Here is a 26,221-nt window from a genome sequence, read left to right as displayed (position 1 = left end):
AAGCTAAACGGGGTGATCTTTCACCTCGTTTTCTGATAAAATCTCGTCCTAATTTTTTCTAAGTGAATTTGCAATGGGTAAAAACGTTGTTGTACTAGGCACCCAATGGGGTGACGAAGGTAAGGGTAAGGTAGTTGACCTCCTTACAGACAAAGCATCTTTAGTAGTTCGTTATCAAGGTGGTCATAACGCAGGCCATACTCTGGTAATCAACGGTGAAAAGACGGTTTTACACCTTATTCCATCGGGTGTATTACGTGACAATGTTAAGTGTGTGATCGGTAATGGTGTTGTTTTATCACCAGAAGCATTAATGAAAGAAATTGGCATGCTAGAAGAGCGTGGCGTACCAGTACGTGAGCGCTTATTAATCAGCGAAGCATGTCCATTAATTTTACCTTTCCACATTGCATTAGATTTAGCCCGTGAAAAAGCACGTGGCGATAAGCCAATTGGCACTACAGGTCGTGGTATCGGTCCAGCTTATGAAGATAAAGTTGCACGTCGTGGTTTACGTGTAGGTGACTTATTCAATCCTGAACAGTTTGCTAGCAAGCTTAAAGAAGTATTGGAATACCATAACTTCACTTTAGAGCATTACTACAAAGCTGAACCAGTTGACTTCCAAAAGACATTTGACGATGCAATGGCTATCGCAGATATCTTAAAAGCAATGGTTGTTGATGTTACTGAGCTTCTTGACCAAACGCGTTTAGCGGGCGACAACATCTTATTTGAAGGTGCGCAAGGTACATTACTTGATATCGACCACGGTACTTACCCGTACGTAACATCATCAAACACAACAGCTGGTGGTGTAGCGACTGGTGCTGGTTTTGGTCCATTACACCTTGATTACGTGTTAGGTATTATCAAAGCTTACACTACACGTGTAGGTTCTGGTCCATTCCCTACAGAGCTTTACGACGGTCTTGATAAGCAAGATCCAGTTGGTAAGCACTTAGGTGATAAAGGTCATGAGTTCGGTGCGACGACAGGTCGTTTACGCCGTACAGGTTGGTTAGACGCAGTGGCAATGCGCCGTGCAGTGCAAATCAACAGCATCTCAGGTTTCTGTTTAACTAAACTAGACGTTTTAGACGGTTTAGAAACATTAAAAATCTGTACTGGTTACCAGTTAGAAGATGGCACAGTAACGAACGTTACACCATTAGCAGCTGAAGGTTACGAGAAAGTAACACCAGTATACGAAGAGATGCCAGGCTGGTCAGAAAACACAGTAGGTGCTACGTCAGTTGATCAATTACCGCAAGCGGCACTTGATTACATCAAACGTATTGAAGAAATCACTGGTGTTCCAGTTGATATCATCTCTACTGGCCCAGACCGTGTAGAAACTATGGTATTACGCAGCCCATTTGCATAATCGTCATAGTGACTGAAAAAGCTGCTTCGGCAGCTTTTTTTGTGCCTAAAATTCACTTGGTATAATATTTGTATATTATTTGCTAAGACTGACTTTATTTAAGTGATTTTGATGCGTGTTTTTTTGCCTTTAACATTACTCTTCTCAAGCCTGAGTATGGCTGAAGAGCCTATCACAGCTGTGCCTCTTTACACAGAGAGCGAGTTAATAGGCTTGATCAATAAAAATACACACCTAGCACGCGTAAAGGCAGATGATTGCCAGTTAGTGCAAGATATCGAAGCGCGAGCCAATAAAATGGCACTGCCATCGTATCAGTTCTTGTATGGCGATATGCTAGCTTATGCGGTGTGTGTAGACCGTAATGTAGAGTTAGGGGTTTATTATATGCGTCAAGCTGCCCAGCAAGGGCTTGGTGCGGCATTAGAGCAACTAGGTCGCTACTATGATGTAGGCCAGTTAGTGCAGCAAGATAAAGCAATGGCGGTGACCTATTTACGAGAAGCATCAGCTCAAGGTAACCTAAAGGCACAAATGCGTTTGGTTAATCTATTTAATCAAGGTTATGGCAGCCCACGAGATTATGAAGACGCCTACCGTTGGTTATTTCATTCAATGGTTGCCGATAAAGCAACTCACAAGAAAGTCGAAAATTTACTCGCTAAGCTTGCCGAAAAAATGCCAGACAGCGTCGTTGCACGCGCCCGTTTACCTATGTAGGCAAATACAAATACATATAAAAAAGGCCAGCTAATGCTGGCCTTACTGTTATTTCTCTTCTTTATTTTCTTTCGGTTTGCCGTTGTTCGGGTCTTTTAGCACCGATAGTTTAGGCGGTTGAAGTGCCACAATACGTTCACCTACTTGTGGAGGTTTTTCCATATTTGTAGTGAACGGGCGAATTTTAATAGGCGTATCGTCATCATCGCTTTTTTCACCATTTAAAATAAATAATGGGATTGCTTCGCTATTAACTTCTTTATATTGATCCCAACTAAACTCTTCAGAAATACGCGTCGCACTAACTTTGCCGCCTTTGGCAATTAAGCTGCTTAAACGGGCATAAGCGCCATTGTCGCCAAACAGAATTTGTCGTGACAAGAAGGTCGCACTGTCTTTATTCGCTTTTGCATGGTTAGTCGAAGAGCGCAAAGAAAATACATTCTTTTCGTCGAACAAATGCGAGAAGTATTGTACGCCTAATGCATTGTGATGGCGGTTCGGTGAAAGCGCGAGTACGCTACGAATTGTTGTTAATGGTAAATACCGCTCCGCATGCTCTGACTGCGGATTACCATAGTAACAAGGTAAGCCATCCATGCGTGCCATTTTACAGTTTTCCCATGCAGGATCAGATAAGTGCACCGGAATATTTTGATCTTTTAAGCCGCAAGCAATAGCACGGGCTACATGGTTTGCGCCAATAATTAAAATAGTATTTGGCGCAGGCTGGCGTACTTTTAATAACTTTGCTAACGGTGTTGCTGTAAGGCTTTGCAGTACTACAGTAATAATAATTACAGTAAATATAAGTGGCACTATTTTTTCAGCATCGGCAATGCCAGCTTCGACCATACTTAGAGCAAATACAGAGCCCACCGCAGCGGCAACGATACCCCGTGGTGCAATCCACGACAGAACTAAGCGAGACTTAAGTGGTAAATCAGTTTTAAAGGTCGATATTGCAATACAGGCTGGGCGAGCCACAAAAAGCACGATGGCTAAGAAAATAAACACATCGCTATGTAACATCATTAAATCTGATAGCTGTAGTCGGGCTGCAAGTAAGATGAACAGTGATGAAATTAAGATCATCGAAAGGTCTTCTTTAAATTCAAGCACAGAGTCAATTTCGAGATCATCTTGGTTAGCAAGCCAAATACCAAACACGGTAACAGCGAGGAGGCCAGATTCATGGCTTAGGTGGTTCGAAACCGTAAAGCTAATCAGTACTAAGGCTAAAATGCCAAACTTGTGTAACTCAAATGGTAGCCATTCTCGGCGTATCAGCAATGTGGTAAGCCAACCTGCAACGACACCAATGGTTAAACCAACTCCCAGGGTTTTAAAGAGCGCGATAATGGTATGACTCAGTACTTCGCCTTGACCTACAAGCATGACAGCTTCAAATACTAGTACTGCGAATAATGCACCTATAGGGTCTATAACAATACCTTCCCAACGCAAGATGCGGTCAATATCTTGAGTAGGTCTCATAGAGTTTAACAGCGGCGCAATAACTGTAGGTCCAGTTACAACAAGCACCGCTCCAAGTACTGCAGCAACTCGCCAGTTCAGCTCTAAAATCCAATAAGCGCTGAAGCTGATTACTAAACAAGTCGTGAGCATTCCTATAGAGCAGAGGTTACGAACTACCTTACCAATCCCTTTTAACTCTCTGAAGTGTAAGGTTAGTGAACCCTCAAATAAGATCACCGCCACACTTAAAGAAACTACAGGGAAGAGTAAATCACCCAGTAGAGCGTCAGGTTCTAGTACGCCACTAAATGGCCCTAAAACTAAACCTGTTAGTAGTAAAAATAAAATAGCGGGTACGCGAAACGCCCATGCGACCCACTGTGCTAATACTGAGCACAATGCGATCCCTGCTATATAAATTGCTGACATAGAATAAATTATCCTTTTGTTACTACTGTTCAAAAAAGGTCGAATCACATTATTTATGATGTAATGCAATCTTCAATTAGACCTTTGAAATAAAATTGCCTGCTTATTAAAGCTTACTCATCACTATAGACACAAGCAAACTTGATGCTTCAAATACGATTTTAGTCGTTATTACTACTTTTTGGGGTTATATCTAAAACAAAAGTCAGGTTTGCAGAGAAAAAATCATTAGGGCTAACATATGGTGATCTAACTTATTGTTAAAAAGTATTTATTTTTCCTATTTATGGCAAGTATAAAAGCTGTGATTACTTTTCGCCCTTGATCTTTACCCCTAATTTCCCGTATTATATTTCGTGTTCAAACAATTTGATATCTAAATGTTTATCGGTGTTGCTACAGTTTTCTAGAGCTTTACCTCTAAATAATCAATTGCTTGTAACAATTTTAGTGTTTTATACACTTTGTTTTCTAATTAAATAGAAATGAGCTTTCCCGTGTTCAGTGTGTATTTATTACGTGTTGAATAGAATATAAGTTCATTATCTGGTCAATGTTTAGTTCCCATCGTGGCAGCTAAATCTCGGTCATACAATCTACACCCTATCTGTTGGTGTACCAGATTGTATAGGCTCTATGTATGTTGTTATTAATAAAAGCCTCACACAGCTTTTTACAGCGATACATAAACAACACTTATCTCTTTTTATCAACTTATGGTTTATAACCGTTTGGTCTACTGACTGAATAAAAGTTGTGCTATATCTAATCGCAGTACTTGCGTGGCGTAGTCGTGTGCATAGATAAGTTGTTTGGCAAAGTGATAATAGTCAGTGCGTTTAGTAAAGCTAAACGCGAGTCTTTTAATCAGTGGCAAATTGGCACTGAACAGATAGTAAAATGGAAAGTTGAACAGTTATGCAAAAGTTAAATTGGCGACGTATAGTACTAAAAGTAGGTAGCGCATTAATCGCACCCGAACAAGACGGGTGTCGCTCACGTTATTTACTGACCATTGCACAGTTCATCGTTCGCTGTCGAGCGCAAGGTATCGAAGTTATTTTAGTATCATCGGGTTCGGTAGCTGCTGGTTCGCATTTATTCCCTGAACAAGAAAAGCGTTCAGTGACGATGAAAAAAGCAATGGCTGCTGCCGGTCAGACAGAAATGATGGCGATGTGGGATCGTTTCTTTGATTTCCCATCAGCACAGATTTTATTAACTCATGGTGACTTACGTGACCGTGAGCGTTATACCAGTATTCGTGAAACAGTTTTCACCTTACTGGAGCATGGTGTATTACCTATCATTAATGAGAATGACACGGTAACAACTGATGATTTAAAAGTTGGCGACAATGATAACTTGTCGGCAATGGTAGCCGCGGCGGCGGACGCAGATGCATTGATGATTTTTTCGGATGTTGATGGTCTTTATGACAAAAATCCGAATTTACATGAAGATGCAGTGCTATTACCAGAAATTGATAGCATCGATGAATCAATTTACGCCATGGCCGGTTGTGCAACCAGTGCCGTTGGTACAGGTGGTATGAAAACGAAAATCGAAGCGGCTGAAAAAGCCACTTCACATGGTATTACAACCTTTATTTTAAATGGTTTTAAAGAAGAGACATTTAACCGACTGCTTGCGGGTGACAACCCAGGTACTATCTTCACACCATATGAAAAACCAATGCAAGAAGCAGTGCATTGGATGACTCATACAGCTAACGAGCAGGGTGAGGTTGTCGTTGAAGGTTCATTCGATGAATCATTAAAAGATGAAGACGGTTGTATTCGTAGCGATGAAATCGTTGCAGTACACGGAGAATTTGGCGTAGGCGATACCATTTTAGTTCGTAGTGATGATGGTACGCGTCTAGCAAAAGCAACAGCGAACTACAGTAGCTGTTTATTGAATTTTATTGCTGACAACGAGCAAAGTGAATTTAGCGAAAAAATGCAAGATTCAATCGGCCCAGTTGTTTCAGAGAAAGATATCGCATTATTGGAGAAGTCATGAGTTTAATTACGGATATTTCGAGTCAAGCTGCAAAAGCTGCAACCCAGTTAGCTTTACTTGATACTGCTACTAAGAATCAAGTGTTAACTGAGATGGCAGAGGCGTTACGCGAAAGCAAAGCGTTTATCATCAAAGAGAACGAAAGCGATTTAGCGGCAGCACGTGATAATAACCTTGCTGCGTCTATGATTGACCGTTTAACGCTTAACGATGAACGCATTGAAGCAATGGCTGAAGGCATCGAAGTCATTGTTAGTCTTGATGATCCTGTTGGTCAATTACGTGAAATTTCAGAGCGTCCAAACGGTATTAAGATCAGCAAGATGCGCGTACCACTTGGTGTTGTGTGTATGATTTATGAAGCACGCCCGAATGTGACGGCTGATGCCGGTGCGTTATGCTTTAAATCGGGCAATGGTGTTATTTTACGAGGTGGTAAAGAAGCACTTCGCAGCTCGCAAGCAATCGCAAGTGTAATGCACAAAGTACTTGAAAAGCATGGTTTACCTGCTGCGTTGATTTCAGTGATCCCAGATCCAGACCGTGGTCTGCTCATGGAGCTGATGCAACAGCGTGACACTATTGATTTAATCATTCCGCGTGGTGGTGAAGGTTTAATTAATTTTGTAACAGAAAACAGTACTATTCCAGTGATCCAACACTTTAAAGGTGTATGTCACCTTTATGTAGATAAAGACGCTGATCTGAACGTAGCAGTCAATTTACTATTAAATGGTAAAACCCAGCGTACAGGTGTGTGTAATGCCCTAGAAGGTTTAGTGGTTCATCAAGATATCGCTGATGAGTTTTTAAACCTATGTGCAGTTGTTCTTCGTCAAGAAGGCGTTAAAGTAAATGCAGATGCGAAAGCTGCCGAGTACTTTGATAATGCAACAGTACTTGCTGACGACGAGTTTGGTGAAGAGTACTTAGATTTAGAAGTCGCAATTAAAGTTGTACCTGACTTTGCCGGTGCCATTGATCATATTGCTAAGTTTGGTTCAAACCACACTGAAGTGATTTGTACTAAAGACCAAGCTGCGGCGCAGTTATTCCAACGCAGTGTGGATGCATCTGTGGTAATGGTTAATGCATCATCGCGTTTTTCTGATGGTTCACAGTTAGGTTTAGGTGCCGAGATTGGCATTGCGACAACTAAGCTACATGCTTACGGTCCAATGGGTCTTGAGTCACTTACAACTGAAAAATACTTAGTGAATGGCGAAGGCCAAATTCGTGAGTAATCACTAAAAAGTAATTGCTTTAAAAAGCCGGGCTTTGCTCGGTTTTTTTGTGTCTAAAACAAATAAAATGAATCGAAATATGAATATGAGTTTTTTTAGATATTTAATTTGGCAGATTGCCTAAAGAGAGGTAGGAAAGTGGTGGAGCTAAGCAGGATCGAACTGCTGACCTCCTGCGTGCAAGGCAGGCGCTCTCCCAGCTGAGCTATAGCCCCACATTCCTAAATACAGGATGCTTAAGTCTTGCGTCTCAAGCGGGGTGAACTTTAAATATTTTTGCATTTGTGGTCAAGTATTTTTTTTAAATGTTTGAATTTTTACTCTGTAGTTTTATTTTTGGTAGACTAAAGCGCATTCACTGTTTAAGGCTTATCCAATAATGAAAAAAATAGCATGGCTTTTGGTTGTTTTACTTGCCGGTTGCGCAAGCCAAGAAGAAGCGCCTCCTTTTGAAATCAATAATAAACAGTTTTACGAAAAGAATGACGAGCAAGGCAATAAAATCTTTGCCTATGTGGTGTCAGTTAAAGCACAGGGCAGACGCCCGATTAATCTCGATAAGCCAATGACACGCCGGCAGTTTAAAGATTTTGCCGAGCAAGAAGTATTTGAAGAGTCGAGCAACTTAAAACTTATGCTCGAAGACCAAGCGGTTGAATTATTAAATGAAGAGCTTAAAGAGCGACAATACTGCGACGATAAACACGTTATTGACGAAGTATTATGGCGTGATTTAAGTGTGCAATTACGAGGACGTTGTTTGTAAATGTATGCAGATAAAAGCAAGTTAGCTGCTACGCTAGCTCAATTAGATATTAATTATGATGTGATTGAGCATCCACCATTACACGGCAGCTTAGATGCCGATAAGTTTATGCTCGATAGACCGGGCACTCGATTAAAAAACCTGTTTTTACGAGATAATGAAGGTAAGCGCCACTTTTTAGTGATCACTGCTCACGATAAGCAGCTCGACTTAAAAGCCATTGCTCAGCAGCAGGGGTTATCTCGCTTAGGGTTTGCATCTGATGAGCGGTTAGCGCGTTATCTTAAAGTGCCACCGGGCTGTGTTTCTATGTTGGCACTGTTAAACGATAAGCAAAATAATGTCACTCTTTGGCTAGACCAAGAAATTTGGTTTAACGAGCTTTTTCATTGTCACCCTTTTGAAAATACTGCCACTTGGCTAATGAAAAAAGAGGACTTAGAGCTGTTTTTTGAAAGTACTGGGCATCAACCACGTATTGTATTTCTACCTGCCAAATAAACTAAGCTTAAACCTACTAAGCAGACTAAAAGTAGCACGGTCATAAAGGCAACTTGGCCGTGTTGCTGATATACCAGCCCTGGCAATAATGAACCTAATGCGCCACCGCTATAATAAAACGAGACATAACCGCCATTGGTGACACTTGCAGGTGCGCTGCTGATTTTATTTACAAGTGGAGCGGCACTTGAGTGGATAACAAACATTGCACCGCAAAAGCCAGTAAAAGCAATAACAAAAAGTAATAACTGTTGGCTCATCAATAGCACCATCGTCAGGCTATAGAATACAAAAACCCAGGTTAATAAACGCCAAGGTGTTGATGACTTTCGTAACAGCCAAGGTGTGGCTATGGAAGCCAGCGCGCCTAACAAGTAGCCGCTGTAAACCAGTCCGATGTCTCGGGTGTTAGTGATAGCAAAACTGTCTTGCAGAATGAAAGGTAAATAATTTAACAGTGCCGCAAAACAAAAGAACATACAAAACACCGCTCCGTAGAGCTTTAATACCAACGGATTTTTTAATTGCTTTAGATACAACAGCGGCGACTTTGCAGCATGAATACTCGCGCCTTTACCTGATTTAGGAATGGCGAGTGCAAATAGTACTAACCCAAGCGTAATCACATAATAAAAACTTTGCCAGCTCAAAAAGTCAGTAAACAAGGCGGCGAGCATACGTCCGAAGTAGCCACCAACAATGGTGCTGCCAATGTAAAGCGTCATGTTACGTTGTAATTGGTCAGCCTGAAAAGTCACACCAATATAACTGGTCATGGCAGTGAGCGCTGCGGGTAGGGTGATCCCTTGTATAAAACGAACCAGTAATAGCAACTCAAAGCTTGGTGCTAAAGTAAAAGCGATACAGCTGATTGCTAACACAAACATGGCAATCTTTAAAATTGTGAGTGGGTTTCGCTTAGCTAAAAACAAGCCATACACTAAAGGAGCAATGGCTAGTGGCAACATAGTTGCGGTCATTAAGCTACCAGCAGTGGCTGGCGATACAGAAAAATGACTGGCAAATAATCCAAGTAAGGGTTGTGGGGCGTATAAAACAAAGAAAATAAACACAGAGCAAAGTAACAAATGTCGCAGCTGCATTTTTAGCTCCCAAGAGGAAAAGCCCTAGCTTATCGGGTACAGGTTTTTTTACAAGTTCAAAGGCGACTAAAATGATAAATCTTGCGTTAAATCAATATGTCATGATTTCATCGCGTGTTAATCTCACATCAATATACTCGATTGCTGTGAATCAAGTGGGCTCAGTACTGTTATTTGTTGGCAGAGCTGATTAAAATAACCCTAATACGCATTAATAAATTGGAATTTCGTCATGGGTTCATTACAAGATCAATTACTCAAGGCTGGTCTTACTACGGCACATAAAGCTAAAGTAGCCAAAACAGAAAAGCGCAAACAGCAAAAGAAGAAAAAGAAAGGTGCGACGAGTAATCCTAGCGATCTGCAAAAACATATTGAACAAACTAAGCTTGAGCAGCAGAAAAAAGCCGACGAGCTTAATAAAGCGCGTTTAGAAGAGCAAAAGCAACGTGAGCAAGTAGCGCGCGTTAAACAGATTTTAGAGCATCACAACCAAGATGAAATCCGTGGTGATCGCACATTTAACTTCACTTATCAAAATAAAGTGAAAGAGCTCGAAGTAAATGAAAAAACACAAAAGGCCCTAGCTGGTGGCCGATTAGCAATTTGTGTTTTAGAAGGCCAATTTTTTGTACTGGAAGACGAACCAGCACGAAAAGTCGCTGAAGTCAGCGAAGACTACATAGTGTTCCATGTTGAGCCTGAAGATAAGCAAAAGGATGAAGATGATCCGTATGCTGATTTTGAAGTACCTGATGATTTAATTTGGTAGTGACTGTTTCTATTGCCGTTACAATTTTCGGGTGCAATATTGTTAAATCATGGTCTACACTAAAGAAAATGTTTAATAACCCGTCAAAAAAGAGAAAATAGATATGAGCAAGATCACGAAAATTTTATGTGGGGCTGGCATTGCAATGGCTGCAAGCCTATCTTTCAACACTATGGCTGCGGATGGTGCAACACTATACACAGCTAAGCTTTGCCAAACTTGCCACGGTGCAGAAGGTAAAGCGCCTATCATGCCTCAGTACCCTAAATTAAATGGTCAAAATAAAGAGTACTTACTAGCACAAATGAAAGACATTAAGTCAGGTGCGCGTAGCAACGGTATGGCTGCTGCGATGAAAGCAATGGTTGCAAACGTATCTGAAGAAGAAATGGCTGCAATTGCTGATTACTTATCACAAGTAAAATAAACACCATTTTAGCGTGAAAAGGCCACATCAATTGATGTGGCCTTTTTGTATCACCTATTGATCATCTATTAATAGTAATTTAGACTTCTATACATCTATTTGTGCAGTGTCACATATACAAGGTTTTCCATGTTTGACTTACCAAAACTCGATTTAAAAAATAAAGTATCTGAACAAGAATGGCAGCTTCGTGTTGATTTAGCTGCATGTTACCGTTTAGTAGAGCACTTTCGGTGGGGGGATTTAATTTATACCCACCTATCGGCACGTTTACCGGGCACAGATCACTATTTAGTTAATGCATTTGGTCTTAGTTTTGATGAAGTGACGGCATCAAACCTTGTAAAGGTGGATTTAGCTGGCAATATTCTTGATGACACGCCATTTAAAATTAATCCGGCTGGTTTCACTATTCACAGCGCTATTCATGAAGTTCGTGATGACGCTCACTGTGTTATTCATTTACACACAAAAGAAACCATTGCCGTTGCAACGCAAGAAAAAGGCCTATTGCCACTTAGCCAATACTCAATGTTCTCATTGCCATCATTGTCTTATCATGGCTACGAAGGGTTAGCGGTAAACAGTGATGAGAAAAAGCGTCTACAAGATGATTTAGGCACCACTAATCACATGTTATTGGTTAATCACGGTGGCTTAACTGTTGGCCCAACGGTGGGGGATGCCTTTATGCGCTTTTATGATTTGCAGCGCGCCTGTGAAATCCAATTGGCTATTCAAGCCAGTGGTCAAACGGCAATCCCGGTACCACAACCTATTATCGATAATATTTATAATCAAGCGAATGTCGTGCATAGCGGCAGCACCGGTGGTCAGTTAGCTTGGCCAGCCATGTTGCGTAAAGCTTATCGTCTTGATCCTAGTTTTGCTCAGTAAGGAGTAACCATGAAAGTTAATCGCGTCGAAGTGTTCGATATTCATTGTCCAGACAGACCTGCTTGGACACCTGTTTTTGTGCGTATTCACACCGATGAAGGTATTAGCGGTGTGGGTGAAGCGGGTCTGGCTTATGATTTAGGTCATAGTGCAGCTGCGGCAATGATCAAAGAAATGGCTGATGCCTTTTTAATTGGTCATGACCCATTTCAAACAGAAAAACTGTGGTCACGAATGCTGCGCGAAAGCTTTTGGGGTTTAGGTGGCGGTCCTGTTGTGTATGCAGCAATGAGCGCCATTGATACTGCACTTTGGGATATTAAAGGTAAAGCATTAGGCTTGCCTGTTTACCAACTATTAGGTGGTAAAGTTAACGATAAGCTACGTACTTATGCATCACAATTACAGTTTGACTGGGACAGCGAATTTAAAGCGCTTGTTCACCCAGAAGAATACGCAGAAGCAGCGCTTAAGGCGATGGCTGAAGGGTATGATGCGGTAAAAGTTGACCCAATCCAGTACGATAAAAACGGCAATACTTATTACGATCGCACTAACATTATTTCTCGTGCAGAAATGAAATTATATCGTGCGCGTATGCAGGCTATTCGTGAAGCAGTCGGTGACGAAGTTGACATTATTTTTGAGTGTCACAGTTTACCAGGCGCAACATCAGCAATTCAAATTGGTGAAATAGCTGAAGAGTTCGATTGTATGTATTACGAAGAGCCTGTGAATTACTTAAATCATTCATTACACGCAAAAGTTGCTGACAAAGTAGCGGTGCCAATTGCAGGTGGTGAACGTTTGTATAACCGCTGGGGGGTGCGTCCATACTTAGAAGATCAAAGTATTGATGTGCTACAGCCAGACTTAGGCTTGTGTGGTGGTTTCACTGAAACTAAGAAAGTGTGTGATTATGCTGATATCTTTGATGTGCGTATTCAAGCTCACGTGTGTGGCGGCCCAGTAGCAACTGCAGCTTCGTTACACTTAGAAACTGCGATTCCTAACTTCTTAATTCACGAGCATCACACCTACGCGATTAAGAAATGGAACCGTGAATTGTGTATACAAGATCCACAACCTAAAAATGGTTTCTTCCAAGTATCAGAAGAGCCAGGTATCGGTATTGAATTAAATGATGAAGTCGTTATGCGATCTCAACGTGTTGAGATTAAGTAATATTCACCAACATATTATAAAAAAAGCCCGCAAGGGCTTTTTTTATATCTACTTTTTAGCTTTGAATTAATCAACTGGTTTGCATTTCACCAAAGGAAGAGGCTCGGTCGCTTTACTATCTAAATGGCGCACAAAGCATATTTGGTTTTTAATAAGTAGCTCAAAGCGTTCTGGCATTGACAGTTGCTTGCCCATTATAAGGTTACCTTGCCCATCCATTACATTCATACTGTCAGTGACAAGCACACTGGTATTCATAAAAGCATCATCAGCAACAGCAATTGGCTTGCTGTGCATCAACCTTGCGATGCCTTGCGATATTAGTTCACTTTGCGGCTCAGTAAGCCGTGCATGTTGCAATTTAGGTGTAGGCTCTTGGCTTTGAGCACTACAGCCTAGTAAGGTCAAAAGCATTAATAAGCTAGCTAATTGAACTCTCATGATTCGCTCCTATTGCTTCAATATTTTACTTTGTTGAAGCAAGGTTGAAGTTCGTATATCACGTACTTGCGGCGTATCGTTATAAGTAGCAGGTGCAAAGCCTTGCTCACTGACTGTTGAAGTAGCTACTGGACAGCGTCCATTCTCTCGATAGCTAAGTGCAGCACTGAGCATTGCTTCATTTTCATCGCCTAGTTGGTGAGTGAAATCATCAGCAATTGCACAGCCTGGGATTTTTACAGGTTGAAATTCACTATCGTTGCTGTTTTGTGGTGAAAAACCATCAGCATACTCACCAAACCCTTTATTATTGACGCCAGTAAATTGAATACTGAAGTATGTGGTATCGCAATTATCAGTTGGATAAAAACCATAGGGTTTACCGCAAGTTGTTTCGCCTATTTGAATTACTTCTATATTAGCGCCCCTAAGGCCATTGATCACAGCTTCACTTGCTGAGCAGGTGCTGTCTGTTGTAAGCACGAAGACTCGCTCTAAATTTAGAGATGGTAACGAAGTACCAGGCGTAATCGCAGGATTGTCTGCAAAACCTAAAAACTCATTAGTAAACTGAACAGGCTCTAAGCGCTCCCCAGTAATAGGGTTAAAAGTTGGGTGTTGATCATTAAAAATAGTCTGTTCAAATATTTTGCCACTGGTATTACTCTCGCCTGCCACCATATAAGCAACCTGACTTGCCATTTGAAGGAACCCGCCTGGGTTGTAACGCATATCAATAATTAAATCTTTAACATTACTTGCTGCTAAGCTGTTAAATGCGTCGTACAGAGGTTTTTCTGCAACTGCATTATGGCGATTAAACTGGAAATAACCCACTTCACCATCCGCAAATGTTTTAACGTTACTAACTGCTTGGCCAGTAATAGTTTGTGCAGTCATGCTCACTTCACGAATTTCACTGGTATTTATATCTTGAAATACAAATGAAGTAACTTTGCCGGACTCAGATGGAAATAGGCCTGCATTCAATATATCAACCTCTGCTTGGGTCGTTGCATTTACAAAGTCGACACCATCCACTTCGATTACTTCTAATCCTCGGCCAAGATTCAAGTTTGATGCAGGAGAGTTTGGCTCAGTATAGGAAATAATGCCTTGGCGGGGGGCGCCCGCACTTATCAATCTAAGTTTGAAACCATAACCAAAAGATTGCCCTGATTGGCTTTGAGCTTGCCATTCAGCTGTGGGTAAACTACTGTGGAAATTATCTTTTTTAGCACCTGAATCTGTAGTGTTTTCAGTTTTTAATAAAGCGAAATAATTTAATACCCCTTCAGTTAGCGCAGGGTCTCGATCAACTATTTCGTCATACCACAGATAAGTTTCATGACTCCAAGCTCGTAACCAATGCTTCTCATTGAGTGCTTGGCATTGTTGATCAAATTTGCTTGATGGCTCAAATACACCTTGAGTCCAAGTGATGTCTTCACTAGCAATTACGTCTGAATCTGAACTGCCGGAACCACCGCAACCAACTAAAATCAGTGAGCAAATAAAGGCACTACTTGCCATAGGTTTTTTTAAAGCATTAAACATAAAACAGAGTTCCAGATAAATTAACTTATTTGAATATAGCTAGTTTTTAAGCAATTAGATAGATTTCGTAGGCGTTTTTATAGCTAAGTTGATGCCATAAACTCGGCAGCGAGCACAGTGAGTGATAGTGTTGCCAGCAGTTTTCGTAACTGGTATTTATTTGGCATACAGGAAAGTTACTGGCAAACATAACGCGATGCTCACCAAAGTACTTAACTAAATTATTAACCAGCCATAGGTGTTTGTTTGTGGCAATTTGTGTGAACTCCAACCCTGAGAACTTTATCGCGATATTATCGCAGCGGCTGAGTTTAATGATTGCTTCAAGCCATCTTTGCTCATCACTAATAAAGCCTAAATGATTAATCACCACACGTAGTGATGGTAGTGCTGTGCAATACTTAATAAGCTGCTCAGTTACCTGTATGTTTTCAATTTCAAACTGTGCTTCAAAGTGTAAGTTTTCGGCTGCGATAAAAGCTAGATTATCTAGGCAGTGGGGAGTTAATAAGCGCCTAGCTTCATCACCTTCTGTTATATCGCGAATACCAACTAAAGATGGATGTTCTAACTTATTGAGTGACGCTTCAAATTGCTTGGGAGATGCGTCAATCGGGCTGTAGCTGATTGCGCGATACGGAATGTCGTCTAAATGCGTTGCAAGCCAATTGAGCTCATTAATTGGTGCTTGATTATCAAAGCCAGCTTCAATATGCACCAAGGCTTCTAGTTGAAATGGACAAGCAGCTTTAAGTTCAGAAGCGACAATTTGCTTTTTAATTTTATCTAGATTTGGCCAAGCGGGGGGATTACTACCTTGTAGCCAAGTGTATTGACCCTCAGTGAGGTTAAAAAAGTGCACATGAGGGTCAATAATTTTGTCGCTCATTGCGTGGTGTATCCACCATCAATACTTTGTAAGCTGCCAGTAATAAAGCTCGCTTCTGGGCTTATTAAAAAATTAACCAAAGCAGCAATTTCTTCGGGTTGCCCTAAACGGCCTAACGGCTGCAGCGCGGCTTCTTCAGCAACAATCTCTGCTTTATCTGCACCACTGCGCTGACAGTAGGCATCAATCGCATTATGAAACAGTGGTGTTTCTATTGTACCTGGGCACACAGCGTTAGCACGAATGTTAAACGCGGCATAATCCAGCGCTGTCGTTTTTGCCATTGAAGCCAGTGCATGCTTGGTCAGGTTATAAGCAAACGAGTTTGGTTTGCCGATAATTGCCTGATCAGAGGCAACCACTACAATACTGCCGCCTTGCTGACTTTTCATGCTAGGTAATACAGCTTGAATTGCGGCATAGGCACCTTTCACATTGAGCGCAAATAGGGCATCAAACGTTGCTTCGTCGGTATTTTCAATGTTGGCACTTAAATGACGACCTGCATTAGAAATTAAAGCATCGACACGACCCTCTTCTGCAACAATATCGGTGATAGCCGACTTCACTTGCTGAGTATCACTGACATCACAGTGGCGATAATTGCCCTCTGATGGGGTAATATCTAAGTTATAAACTGTGTAGGCTTCACGCTCTAAACGCTCGACTATCGCTTTGCCAATACCTTTACTGCCACCGGTGACAATTGCAACGTTTGTCATTATTTACCCTTAGTGGCTATGGCCACAACCGCCTTCACCGTGCACGTGGCCGTGAGATAATTCTTCAGCTGTCGCTTGGCGAACATTAATTACTTCAACGTCAAATGTCAGCGTTTTACCTGCAAATGGATGGTTTAAGTCACAATCTGCATTGAAACGACCTACTTTAACGATAGTTACTTGGTGACGACCTTGATTTGAATGAACGATAGCAGTCATACCTGGCTTCCACACTTTTGTGTTACCTTGTAAGTGCTTAAGTGGAATACGTTGAATTAGGTTATCAACGCGTTCGCCGTAAGATTCGCTAGGCTCAAGTGTTACGCTAAAATTATCGCCAGCCGCTTTACCTTCAAGGGCTTTCTCAAGACCAGGAAGCATGCCTTCAGTACCATGGATATATGAAAGTGGCTCGCCATCTTTACTTGATTCGATTTGCTCGCCTGCTTCACTAAGTGTGTAGTGAAACTCAACCGCTGCGTCTTTACTGATCTGCATGTTATTTCTCTTTAGAATTTAAATATAGGCACTGATTTTACGCTAACCACAAGTGCTGAGCAATCAAGGCTTTTTCAATGAGCTTTCAATCCCTGACAGCATGGTTTCAGTTGCTGGCACTTGTGGCTCAGTTGGCTTAGCTTGTGGTAAGTGTAATGTTAAAATAGTACCGGGTTTTAAAATGCTGGTAGCGCTGAGCTTATTCCACGTTGCAATATCTTTATGCGGTACATCATAAAGTTGGCTAATACTCCAAATTGAGTCTCCAGGTTTAACCTTATAGTCGATAGCGATTGTAGAAATGACTTCTTCATGTTGCTCAAGGTAGGGACTGATATTGTAATCAACCAATAATGATTCCGGCATGGTTTGTGGTTGTGATAAGCGCAATTGCTCACCTACCTTAATCAAATTTGTTGTTTTATCGTTGAGAGTTTTTAGATCTTTTACAGACATGTTAAAACGCCTTGAAATACTGTAAAGGGTATCGTCTTTTTGTACTGTGTATTCTCCAGCAAAATTGTTGCGAAACAGTTTGCTTTGTAACAGCGTACGGCGCTCTATTGGCAGAAGTAAAGTATGTGGGCCATTCGGGGAACTTTGGTTTTTTAAATACCCTGGATTTAATTTATGGAGCTGATTATGGCCGATGCCAGATAAATTAGCGATCACTGAAAAATCAAATTGTTGGCCTACATCAAACTCTGTGGTGAGTGCTTTATTCGCTAATTTCGGGCGTTTTAAACCTTTTTCTGGGTGCTTTAGTAAATAGCTAAGCGCCAAAAGTTTAGGAATATATTCAGCGGTTTCTTTTGGTAACGATAACGACCAATAATCAGTTTTCTTGCCAAGCTTTTTATTTTTTTCGATCGCTTTTTTAACGCGTCCTTCACCACTGTTATAGGCGGCAAGGGCATGCAGCCAATCACCATCAAAGCGTTTATGTAAGTAACTTAAATAAGCTAATGCGGCATCGGTTGAAGCAAGTATGTCTTGGCGGCCGTCATACCATTGGTCGCTTTGCACACCAAAATGATAAGCTGTCGCGCCGACTAGCTGCCAAACACCTACCGCTTGCTCTGATGATCGTATTGTTGGTCTAAAATCACTTTCAACAAAGGGTAATAAGGCCAATTCCATCGGTAGCTTTTGTTGTTCGATGCGTGTGACGATATGGTACAAATAGGGTGCAGCACGTTTATTCACTTTAATTAGGTAATTGGGTTGTTTTAAATACCATTTTACTCGTGCAGATGTATGTTTATTGGTTTGAAATACCAGCGTTAAATTGTTGGCGATATGCTGCCATAGATCTTTCGCGCGAGGCTTTGCTAGTGGAATATTATTGACTGCTATGGGCGCAGCAATAGGGCGAGGTTCGACAGCCGTTGAATCGACAAACTCACTAGGTGCTTGTTGGGTTGTTAAATCGGGCTCGTAATGGCTAAAAATCTCCGGCCTTGCCCGTTGCTGTTCTGTTTCTTGCTGAGTTAGTTGGCATCCTTGTAAGCCAATAAACAAGCTCAGCAAAAGTAAATATTTCAAACTTACTTGAGCCATATAATAAAATCCTTTTACTATTTTAGCCCTATTTTGACAACTTGCCCTGTTTAAGTCCAGCTTCTAAAAACATAGAAAACGCTCTTTCACCCACTTCATCTAGCTGGTATTGCTGTTTTATCTCAGTAGGAAAAAGCGGAATTAATTCACTAACGGGCTTATCTGGTGAGGAGTTTGTCATCTCTTGAATGGTTTTTAAAAACCTTAAAGGGAGTGCAAGTTCAGCAGGTGTCAGTGGCTTACCGTGACCCGGTAAAATAGTTGTCAGTGTGGTATTTTTTTGAATATCTTGCAGCGCACTTATCCAGCTAGAAAACGAGCCATGTCCTGGGTAGGGTAAGCTGTCGACTATATCGCCACCCAATAGCACGCGACCTTGATCGGCACTAAGGGTCAGATCACCCTTAGTATGCGCTTGGTAGGGTGTAATAACGATGGGGTAGTTACCAAGGTCTAGCTGTGTTGATTCAGTAATGTTAATAGCTGGTGGGTTCAGGGTGAGCTCTCGCCAGCGAAATAAGCGTTTTTTAGCAAGTTCTAGTTTGTCGCGCCAAACTGCTTGCTGATTTTTAGGTTGATTGGCAAGGCGTTGATAGCTCAGTTCTATGCTTTTTTCATAACCATCTAATTTATCAGTCAATGCTTGCTGCATTGCAACAAACTCAGTCGCTACTTGCTGATGTACGATGAGCTTAGCTTCAGGGAACTCAGCCTGTAAAACGGCCAAGCCTAGTAGATGATCATCATGATAATGACTCGCCACTAAATAACATAATGGTGTTTTTAAGCGTTTTTTTAGCTGCTCTGCGAGCTTTTCTACTTCGGCAAAGTTCCCACTGGCATCAAACATTAAGGCACATTCTTTACCCTCTATCAGCACTTGATTCGAATCGTAAAAACGCAGCTTATTTTGTTGTTGTAGAAATTGGATTTCGGGAGTGATGCTATGCCAGCTAACGCTTGCTTTGGCGCTATTGCTTACGAAAAGACAGATTAAAAAAGCACAAAATCGCATGGTGTTTCGCTCGAATAGGTGTCAGTGCTGTTGATTGTAAACAAAAAAAGCGCCAGATGCGCTTTTTTCTAAATACTAAGGTGTTGGCTGAGCTTATCTATTAAGCTGTCATGTTGTTGCTCTTGTTCTGCTTGTTGCGATTTTACTTCAAGCAATTCATGACTTAGATGCAATGCTGCCATCAGCAACGCTTTTTGGTCATTGCGAACCGATGAGCGTTGTTTCATTTGCTCCACTAAGTCATTCAAATTTTGTGCAGCAGCAACTAGGGCATGCTCTTGCCCAGGAGGGCAAGAAAACTCATGTTCTTTACCTAGTAGCTCTACGGTGACCCGCTGACTTTGTGGGCTGCTCATTAGCTAGCCTGTTGAACGCTTTGTAATTTCTCAAGCAGTCCAGTCAATGTGCTACTTGTATCTTTTTGTTTTTCTTCGTTTTCGAGTACTTCTAGTTGCAGAGTTTCGTTCTCATCTAAAAGCTTCGCGGTTTGTTCTTGTAAGCTTTTAACTTCACTTTCAAGTTCGCTGTTGCGAAGGATTAACTTGTCGATCAGTTGTTCGAGTTGGGAAAGAGTTTCGTTATTCATAAATGCGCTCATAAAACTGTGATTATTGTCATGCAAATGTAAAGGAAAGTGTCTTGATATGCCAGCATTTACGGCCGTTTTAGAGGATTTTTATTTATTATTAAGGTGTAATTCAGCGTAGCGGCTTTTTTATTCATTTATGATTCACCAAAGCGCCAGATGCTAGGATCATTTTCTGTTTATCATGTACAATATGGCTATTCATTTTTAATGCAGTTTTGCATTTGGCGACTTATAAATATGCTTAGTTATCGACACTCTTTTCATGCAGGTAACCCTGCTGATGTTCTAAAACATCTTGTTCTAGCTGAAGTTCTTAAATACCAAACAATTAAAGACAAACCACTTGATTATGTGGACACCCACTCAGGTGCTGGCTTTTTTGAACTTGCAGGCAGTGATGCACAAAAAACACAAGAGTATTTAGATGGGATTGCTAAGCTTTGGCGGCACAACAGTGAGCATGATGCACTTAATGAGTATGTTGAGCTGATTAAATCATTTAATTCAAATGGTAATTTAGATTTTTACCCAGGTTCGCCAAAAATTGCAGAGCACTTTTTACGTCGCCAAGATAACGGTTGGTTCTTTGAGTTGCATCCACGTGACTTACAGTTACTGCAAGACAACATGAAAGGTAAGCGTTCTATTCGCGTACGTGGTGAAAACGGCTTTCAAGGCTTAATTGGTTTATTACCACCAGCATCACGTCGAGCTTGCGTGCTTATTGACCCTCCTTACGAAATAAAAAACGATTACGATACGGTCGTTAATACTCTTGTTAAGGCGCATAAACGCTTTGCTACGGGGACGTACATGATTTGGTATCCGGTTGTAGACCGTGAACGAATTGACAGAATGGAGGCGGGTTTAATCGCATCGGGTATGCGTAACATTCAGCTTTTCGAGCTTGCAACAGAGGCCGATACCGACGTTCATGGTATGACTGCATCGGGTATGATAGTGATCAACCCGCCATGGAAATTAAAGCAAACGATGGATGCTGTATTACCAGAACTTGTTTCCATACTAAGCGATAGCAGTGGTTTTTATCGCAGTGAACAATTAGTTGAAGAGTAATATCTTCAATACAAAAACGCCCAGCAATTGCTGGGCGTTGTTAATTTAACTGTTGTTAATTCATATAAGTCGCTGCGAAGGTCGCAAGTGGCTCATCACTATCATCTAACAAGGTTAACTGCTCACCATTGATTGAGTACTTAGCCGTGGCTGCAAGTGCTGCCGACATGGCCGCTTCAATATCCATTTGTGATACACACATTTTTTTGGTGCTTGCTAATGGCTTGAATGTGAGCGCCTGCTCATTAACCTCGTAACTGCCTGAGAAGTTATTACAACCTAAGTGACCATTGGTTGAACCATCGTCTTTGAACTGTACGAAAGGTTCTTTATTTTCAACGGTGATAGCCTCACCACTGATGGTAACTGCTTTCCAATAGGTATTGGTCAAAGTCACGTCTGGCTTTTTCGCTGATACTTTAGTCACCGTTACCTTGTACAGATCGCCAGCGGCATCTTCGGCAAATGGATTATTGTGAGTGGTGCTGATGTAAAGTAATTTACCTTGATTCTCAATGCGTGCACTTACACTGTAGCGGTGACGGTCAGCAATTTTGCTTTCGTCATATTCAAGTGCTACATCATATGGTGGTGCACCATCTAATTGGATTTCTTGTTCGCTAATTACTTCAGCCTTGACATCCATTTTAGAAACATCAGCGAGCTGTACTTTTAATACTGAACCCGGAGGTAGCATACTACGATCTAAATAGGTGATTTGAGTATTCAGGGTTTTCATTGATGATTGCTCAGCTTGTGGTGCACTAGAGTCTTCACCACAGCCTGTTAAAACCAAGCTGCTCCCTAAGATCATTAAACTGCATAGAGAAGCGCGTTTGAAAGATGAAAAGGTATCCGAAGCCATGATTATTTTCCTTGCGTTTAGGGTTATGCATCATATTTAATTGCCTAGCATAAAGTTCGCTGTCTTAATCATAGCTTAATTAACAAAAAATGGGCACTAAGCCCATTTTCGTAATAACGAATCGCTTTAAGAACATAAAGCGCATAAGAATAAACGTTATTTTTTCACGTATTTGGTAAGAATAACAATACGTTGACCATCAACACGGCCTTCAATGTGTTCTGGGTTGCTCGTTAAGCCAATGTTTCTTACTGCTGTGCCACGCTTAGCAACAAGGCTGCTGCCTTTCACATCAAGATCTTTAATAAGTGTCACTGTATCACCCGCCTGCAGCACAACACCATTACTGTCGATGTGTTTAATGTCGTCATCTTCAGCTAGCGCTGTTTGCGCCCATTTTAATGTGTCTTCTTCAAGATAAATCATATCGAGTGCATCTTGTGCCCAGCCGTTATCAGTAGTTAAGCGTTTCAGCATGCGGTAAGCGACAACTTGTACCGCTGGAGTTTGACTCCACATACTGTCATTCAAACAGTGCCAATGGTTTGCAATTAAATCAGCATTGTTTTCGATTTGATCTTTACAAGTTTGGCAGACATAAATGCATTTATCAGAATGAGCCTCTGTAACAGGCGGCACTTCGTATACAGATAGGTTATCTGTAGCGGCACAAAGTTCACATTGGTTATTACTGCGTTCGATTAGGGCTTGTTCAATGCTCATAGGAGGCTCTTTTAAGTTTACAAGGTAAGAAAAACAGCGCGCATTATAGCAAAAGAGGGACTGAAGCGGAATATCCCTAGTTATTATAGGGGTATAGTTTTTGTGTATTTATTGATTATGGCATCTAAGCTGCCAGAATTTTTAAGTTCTTTGATTGCTGCATTTATTTTTGGTAACAATGATTGATGTTCACTGCGCAGGCGAATTTTTAGGTTGCCTAGCGAGTGTAATGCGCCAAAACTGATATCAGCATCAAATTGCTCAGCCCAATATAATGCTGGCAGTTTATCTATTATGACGACCTCAATTCGGTGTATTTTTAGTGCCTGAATGAGTTGTTGGTCAGAGTGAAAATCAACCCGTTTAAAGCGGTTATCGTCATAATAGTAATAGCCTAAAACAGTCCCTACGGGTTGATTACGAATACTGTTGAGTTGCTGCCATTGAGCCACCGAGCTTTTTAAACTCACGAGATACTCCTCAACTGCAAACAGGGTGTCTGAGTAACTAAATTTTCGGTTTTGTTTTTCTGTCTGGCTCAGCCACTCGGGGCTTATGACATCAAAATCAATATTCCCTTGGTGAAGGTATTTGACGGTTCGTTTTGCAGGAAGCTCGACATGCTTTACTTGAACATCAGCAAGCTGCATAACTTGCTTGATCAGTTCGGGGAGGATCCCTGGATTGCTTTTGTCATCAATATAATAAGGATAGTAGTTCCCAGAGCCGGTTACATTATATTTCAGTACAGGCTGCTGCTCAGCCAAAACTGCTTGAGTAAGAAAAAGTAACAGTAAGAAAATCGAGTTAGAGAAGCGCAATGGTCTGATTGAATTCGTTTTCATGTACCTAGTTTGGTTGGGTTTTTGTTTTTTAGCAAGGCAAACATCTTTCACTATACTTATAACAATAGTAATGTGGAGTTAGCCACATTTTAGTGAGAAGTTGAATGTCAGAATTAAGTATGGAAGGTAATAAAAGTCAGAGCATGACTCAGTATATAGCCCGGCAGCCAATATTTAATGCTGATAGAAGTTTATATGCTTACGAATTATTGTATAGAGAATCGAGCGATAATGTCTTTCCGGTAGGAACGAGTGATGGCCAAGCAACGGGGCGGCTGTTTTTTAACGCGTTAATGTTGATGGGACTCGAGAAGCTAACAGGTTTTCAACCTGCGTTTATCAATCTATCGACTGACGCTATTTTGGATGACTTTCCTAAGCTGTTGCAGCCACGCAGTGCGGTTATCGAAATAGTGGAGCGGGCTACTAGCATTCCAAAAGTAGTGAACCGCGTTAAACAATTAAAACAAGAAGGCTATTTGTTCGCGCTTGATGATTATGATGGCACAGAGAAATGGCAAGATATTTTGCCTTTGATGGATTTTATTAAGCTTGAAGTTACGCAGCCGATTATCAAAACCAACATGATGATCAAAAAGCTTAAACGTAGCTTTCCAAAAACCACTATCATAGTGGAGCGCATTGAAAATTATGAGGACTTTCAACAACTAAAAGCAGCAGGTTGCGACCTGTTTCAGGGCTACTTTTTTGCCAAGCCGGAGCTTTTGAGTTTTGGTAATGTTGAACCATCAAAAATTGCTGTGCTTGAATTACTTAACTGTACTGCGCAAACAGATTTAAATTTTGATGCAATTCAACAACGTGTTGCTAAAGATATTGGCCTTACTGCACGCATTTTAAAATTAGTTAATGCGCGTATAAGTAATAGCCGGCAAACAATTCGTTCGATTTCACAAGCGGTTATTTACCTTGGTGAAGATGCGATTAGACAATTTGTGCGGGTATTAGCGCTAAGCGAATTAGGCAATGACAAACCGCAAGAGCTGACCAAACTTGGTTTAACAAGAGCTAAATTTATTGCTTTGATGCTTGAACCCGGCGGTAAAGACCTAGCTGAACAAGGTTATTTAGTCGGCTTACTCTCTGTTTTAGACGCTATTTTAGATATGGAGCTTAATATCATTGCCAAAGAGTTTTCATTGGGTAGTGAGCTTTCGAGTGCACTGTTAAACTTTAATGGCATGCAAGGGGCGAGCTTACAACTTGCTAAAGCAATGGAAGAAGAGCAGTGGCACACAGCCCTTGAACTACTCAAGATGATCCGCCCAGCCTCAAAAATGGATGTGGTTTTTCAAGCTATGTATGATGCCCGCGCATACGCAGATGAAGTATTCGCAAGCTTATCATCGGTTACAGACTAAGAGCGCAGAGTTCGTTATGATGCAGACTCTAAGTATTAAAAAGGTTTGTAACTAATGCGTGTTGTTTTTCCTATACTGGCTATTTTAATTGCCTTACTGCTACTTATTCCCGGTGTAACCCAGCCAGTGCTCACCCTTGAAGGAAAAATTGATAAATCTAAGCTTGCCAAAACAGGTATTGAAATGATTGCCGATGAAGGCGATCGCAATACCCGTAGCGTGTTAATGATGGCATCAAGCATGCTGGGGCTTGATAAGCTTGAAGGAGAAATCGATGCCTACAAAAAAACACGCAGCATTTGGGGCACCGTGAATGAGCTTGCTAATAACAAAAACTACCTTGTTGCCGCGCTTGTAGCAGTGTTCTCGATTGTCATTCCCACCTTAAAACTCCTGATGCAATTGCTTTATTGTTTCTTACCAGTGAATAGGTTTAAGTATTTGCTCGGTCAACTCATACAAGGCCTAAGTAAATGGAGCATGGTCGATGTGTTTGTGATTGCATTGATCGTGTCTTATTTAGCAGGTAATGCCGATGGGCAAATGGGCGAGTTGATAAAAATGCATGCTGAATTGGGTGATGGATTTTGGTATTTTACAGGTTATTGCTTGTTTGCTATTGCTGCCAGCTGTAGCATAAAAATAGATAAACCCTTGTCGAGTTCGTAAATTTCGGGCTACAATTTGGGCACTTAATTTTTAAGGTATGATGATGACGCGACTTTCAAGCTACTTATTGATAGCTATGATGCTGCTCACTTTTGTGGGTCAGTCAGTTGCGTCTGTTGCTATGGTATGTGATATGCCACATGCCAGCATGCAAATGGATCATCATGCTAATATGAATGCTGACAGCGACATGAGTGATATGGATTGTTGCCATGAAGACGTATTGGATAACAGCGATTGTGCGTGTCCGTTCAATGCCTGTACAGCTCACTCACTCCTGCCGTTAAATGATTTAGTTGTTAAATCAATAAAGCAATCAGAAAAAGTCACCATGTTAGGCGCCAGCCAGCTTAGTTTTCACGTCAGTTCTTTATATCGTCCACCTATTACTGCTTAAGCAGGATAGGTCTGTCTAAAATTCAGTAAAACGCTGAAATACACCTCATTCTGCACC

General features: G+C 41.2%; 28 protein-coding genes and 1 tRNA gene. 14 read left to right on the top strand and 15 right to left on the bottom strand.

Features of this window, described 5'->3' with window-relative positions:
- The first annotated feature begins 73 nt into the window (after positions 1-73).
- Both L1266_RS14765 and L1266_RS14760 read left to right on the top strand, forming a co-directional pair.
- Entirely contained in the window at positions 74-1,387 is a 1,314-nt protein-coding gene (locus L1266_RS14765; RefSeq protein ID WP_054552439.1) for an adenylosuccinate synthase, read from the top strand.
- Between the two features lie 111 nt (positions 1,388-1,498).
- The gene (locus L1266_RS14760) at positions 1,499-2,107 is read left to right on the top strand and encodes a tetratricopeptide repeat protein (protein WP_054552440.1); all 609 of its coding nucleotides are present in this window, start codon (positions 1,499-1,501) and stop codon (positions 2,105-2,107) included.
- A 48-nt stretch (positions 2,108-2,155) separates the two neighbouring features.
- Here L1266_RS14760 and L1266_RS14755 read toward each other — a convergent pair whose 3' ends face one another.
- Complete coding sequence (locus tag L1266_RS14755; RefSeq protein ID WP_138600166.1) at positions 2,156-4,015, bottom strand: cation:proton antiporter; 1,860 nt, start codon at positions 4,013-4,015, stop codon at positions 2,156-2,158.
- A 918-nt stretch (positions 4,016-4,933) separates the two neighbouring features.
- Between L1266_RS14755 and proB the strand changes: the two genes are divergently transcribed.
- Both proB and L1266_RS14745 read left to right on the top strand, forming a co-directional pair.
- Positions 4,934-6,040, top strand: coding sequence for a glutamate 5-kinase (proB, locus tag L1266_RS14750; RefSeq protein ID WP_054552442.1), 1,107 nt, complete (start codon positions 4,934-4,936; stop codon positions 6,038-6,040).
- Positions 6,037-7,284: a glutamate-5-semialdehyde dehydrogenase gene (locus L1266_RS14745; protein WP_235377791.1), complete on the top strand. Its 1,248-nt coding sequence runs from the start codon at positions 6,037-6,039 to the stop codon at positions 7,282-7,284. The genes proB and L1266_RS14745 overlap by 4 nt, the downstream gene beginning before the upstream one ends.
- 139 nt (positions 7,285-7,423) lie before the next feature.
- Here L1266_RS14745 and L1266_RS14740 read toward each other — a convergent pair.
- Positions 7,424-7,499 (bottom strand) — tRNA-Ala (locus L1266_RS14740).
- 164 nt (positions 7,500-7,663) lie between these two features.
- Here L1266_RS14740 and L1266_RS14735 point away from each other — a divergent pair.
- Entirely contained in the window at positions 7,664-8,050 is a 387-nt protein-coding gene (locus L1266_RS14735; RefSeq protein WP_054552444.1) for a hypothetical protein, read from the top strand.
- Positions 8,051-8,551: a prolyl-tRNA synthetase associated domain-containing protein gene (locus tag L1266_RS14730; RefSeq protein ID WP_058583962.1), complete on the top strand. Its 501-nt coding sequence runs from the start codon at positions 8,051-8,053 to the stop codon at positions 8,549-8,551.
- Here L1266_RS14730 and L1266_RS14725 read toward each other — a convergent pair.
- The gene (locus L1266_RS14725) at positions 8,518-9,654 is read right to left on the bottom strand and encodes an MFS transporter (RefSeq protein ID WP_235377790.1); all 1,137 of its coding nucleotides are present in this window, start codon (positions 9,652-9,654) and stop codon (positions 8,518-8,520) included. The two genes, L1266_RS14730 and L1266_RS14725, sit on opposite strands and share 34 nt — an antisense overlap.
- A gap of 232 nt (positions 9,655-9,886) precedes the next feature.
- On the opposite strand from L1266_RS14725, the gene L1266_RS14720 reads away from it, so the two are divergent.
- From L1266_RS14720 to L1266_RS14705, 4 genes are all read left to right on the top strand, one after another.
- Positions 9,887-10,426: a DUF2058 domain-containing protein gene (locus L1266_RS14720; RefSeq protein WP_063701878.1), complete on the top strand. Its 540-nt coding sequence runs from the start codon at positions 9,887-9,889 to the stop codon at positions 10,424-10,426.
- Between the two features lie 103 nt (positions 10,427-10,529).
- Positions 10,530-10,853 carry a c-type cytochrome gene (locus L1266_RS14715; protein WP_054552448.1) on the top strand — a complete coding sequence of 108 codons (324 nt, stop codon included), beginning with the start codon at positions 10,530-10,532 and terminating at the stop codon, positions 10,851-10,853.
- Between the two features lie 129 nt (positions 10,854-10,982).
- Entirely contained in the window at positions 10,983-11,750 is a 768-nt protein-coding gene (locus tag L1266_RS14710) for a class II aldolase/adducin family protein (RefSeq protein WP_054552449.1), read from the top strand.
- Positions 11,751-11,759: 9 nt separating this feature from the next.
- Positions 11,760-12,935: a mandelate racemase/muconate lactonizing enzyme family protein gene (locus tag L1266_RS14705; protein ID WP_054552450.1), complete on the top strand. Its 1,176-nt coding sequence runs from the start codon at positions 11,760-11,762 to the stop codon at positions 12,933-12,935.
- Positions 12,936-13,001: 66 nt separating this feature from the next.
- Here L1266_RS14705 and L1266_RS14700 read toward each other — a convergent pair whose 3' ends face one another.
- The 9 genes from L1266_RS14700 to L1266_RS14660 all read right to left on the bottom strand — a co-directional run bounded on the left by L1266_RS14700 (position 13,002) and on the right by L1266_RS14660 (position 20,203).
- On the bottom strand, positions 13,002-13,376 hold the full coding sequence (locus tag L1266_RS14700; RefSeq protein WP_235377789.1) for a hypothetical protein: 375 nt from the start codon (positions 13,374-13,376) through the stop codon (positions 13,002-13,004).
- A 9-nt stretch (positions 13,377-13,385) separates the two neighbouring features.
- Positions 13,386-14,933, bottom strand: a complete 1,548-nt coding sequence (locus tag L1266_RS14695; protein WP_235377788.1) for a S41 family peptidase — start codon at positions 14,931-14,933, stop codon at positions 13,386-13,388.
- A 46-nt stretch (positions 14,934-14,979) separates the two neighbouring features.
- Entirely contained in the window at positions 14,980-15,822 is an 843-nt protein-coding gene (locus tag L1266_RS14690; protein ID WP_194442188.1) for an amidohydrolase family protein, read from the bottom strand.
- Complete coding sequence (locus tag L1266_RS14685; protein ID WP_194442187.1) at positions 15,819-16,544, bottom strand: SDR family NAD(P)-dependent oxidoreductase; 726 nt, start codon at positions 16,542-16,544, stop codon at positions 15,819-15,821. Before L1266_RS14685 ends, L1266_RS14690 begins: the two co-directional genes overlap by 4 nt.
- A 9-nt stretch (positions 16,545-16,553) precedes the next feature.
- Positions 16,554-17,042 (bottom strand): FKBP-type peptidyl-prolyl cis-trans isomerase, encoded by a 489-nt coding sequence (locus L1266_RS14680; protein ID WP_054552455.1) that lies wholly within the window; start codon positions 17,040-17,042, stop codon positions 16,554-16,556.
- 63 nt (positions 17,043-17,105) lie between these two features.
- Positions 17,106-18,602, bottom strand: coding sequence for a LysM peptidoglycan-binding domain-containing protein (locus L1266_RS14675; RefSeq protein WP_235377787.1), 1,497 nt, complete (start codon positions 18,600-18,602; stop codon positions 17,106-17,108).
- 28 nt (positions 18,603-18,630) lie between these two features.
- Entirely contained in the window at positions 18,631-19,617 is a 987-nt protein-coding gene (locus tag L1266_RS14670; protein WP_235377786.1) for an MBL fold metallo-hydrolase, read from the bottom strand.
- A 68-nt stretch (positions 19,618-19,685) separates the two neighbouring features.
- Positions 19,686-19,973 carry a cell division protein ZapA gene (locus L1266_RS14665; protein WP_054552457.1) on the bottom strand — a complete coding sequence of 96 codons (288 nt, stop codon included), beginning with the start codon at positions 19,971-19,973 and terminating at the stop codon, positions 19,686-19,688.
- Positions 19,973-20,203 (bottom strand): hypothetical protein, encoded by a 231-nt coding sequence (locus L1266_RS14660; RefSeq protein ID WP_054552458.1) that lies wholly within the window; start codon positions 20,201-20,203, stop codon positions 19,973-19,975. The genes L1266_RS14665 and L1266_RS14660 overlap by 1 nt, the downstream gene beginning before the upstream one ends.
- Before the next feature lie 240 nt (positions 20,204-20,443).
- On the opposite strand from L1266_RS14660, the gene L1266_RS14655 reads away from it, so the two are divergent.
- On the top strand, positions 20,444-21,283 hold the full coding sequence (locus L1266_RS14655; RefSeq protein WP_235377798.1) for a 23S rRNA (adenine(2030)-N(6))-methyltransferase RlmJ: 840 nt from the start codon (positions 20,444-20,446) through the stop codon (positions 21,281-21,283).
- Between the two features lie 55 nt (positions 21,284-21,338).
- Here L1266_RS14655 and L1266_RS14650 read toward each other — a convergent pair whose 3' ends face one another.
- From L1266_RS14650 to L1266_RS14640, 3 genes are all read right to left on the bottom strand, one after another.
- Complete coding sequence (locus L1266_RS14650; RefSeq protein ID WP_138600177.1) at positions 21,339-22,148, bottom strand: META domain-containing protein; 810 nt, start codon at positions 22,146-22,148, stop codon at positions 21,339-21,341.
- A 156-nt stretch (positions 22,149-22,304) separates the two neighbouring features.
- The gene (locus L1266_RS14645; protein WP_235377785.1) at positions 22,305-22,871 is read right to left on the bottom strand and encodes a PhnA domain-containing protein; all 567 of its coding nucleotides are present in this window, start codon (positions 22,869-22,871) and stop codon (positions 22,305-22,307) included.
- Positions 22,872-22,954: 83 nt separating this feature from the next.
- Positions 22,955-23,716, bottom strand: coding sequence for a substrate-binding periplasmic protein (locus tag L1266_RS14640; RefSeq protein ID WP_235377784.1), 762 nt, complete (start codon positions 23,714-23,716; stop codon positions 22,955-22,957).
- 104 nt (positions 23,717-23,820) lie between these two features.
- Between L1266_RS14640 and L1266_RS14635 the strand changes: the two genes are divergently transcribed.
- From L1266_RS14635 to L1266_RS14625, 3 genes are read left to right on the top strand one after another with little or no spacing between them, the layout of a single operon-like run.
- Entirely contained in the window at positions 23,821-25,098 is a 1,278-nt protein-coding gene (locus L1266_RS14635; RefSeq protein WP_228482600.1) for an EAL and HDOD domain-containing protein, read from the top strand.
- A gap of 54 nt (positions 25,099-25,152) precedes the next feature.
- Positions 25,153-25,767 carry a paraquat-inducible protein A gene (locus L1266_RS14630; protein WP_235377783.1) on the top strand — a complete coding sequence of 205 codons (615 nt, stop codon included), beginning with the start codon at positions 25,153-25,155 and terminating at the stop codon, positions 25,765-25,767.
- A 43-nt stretch (positions 25,768-25,810) separates the two neighbouring features.
- Entirely contained in the window at positions 25,811-26,164 is a 354-nt protein-coding gene (locus L1266_RS14625) for a hypothetical protein (RefSeq protein ID WP_138600180.1), read from the top strand.
- Positions 26,165-26,221 lie beyond the last annotated feature (57 nt).

The organism is Pseudoalteromonas sp. Cn5-37 (assembly GCF_021532495.1).
GTDB classification, from domain to species: domain Bacteria; phylum Pseudomonadota; class Gammaproteobacteria; order Enterobacterales; family Alteromonadaceae; genus Pseudoalteromonas; species Pseudoalteromonas simplex.
This window is presented reverse-complemented; position numbering and strand designations above follow the sequence as displayed.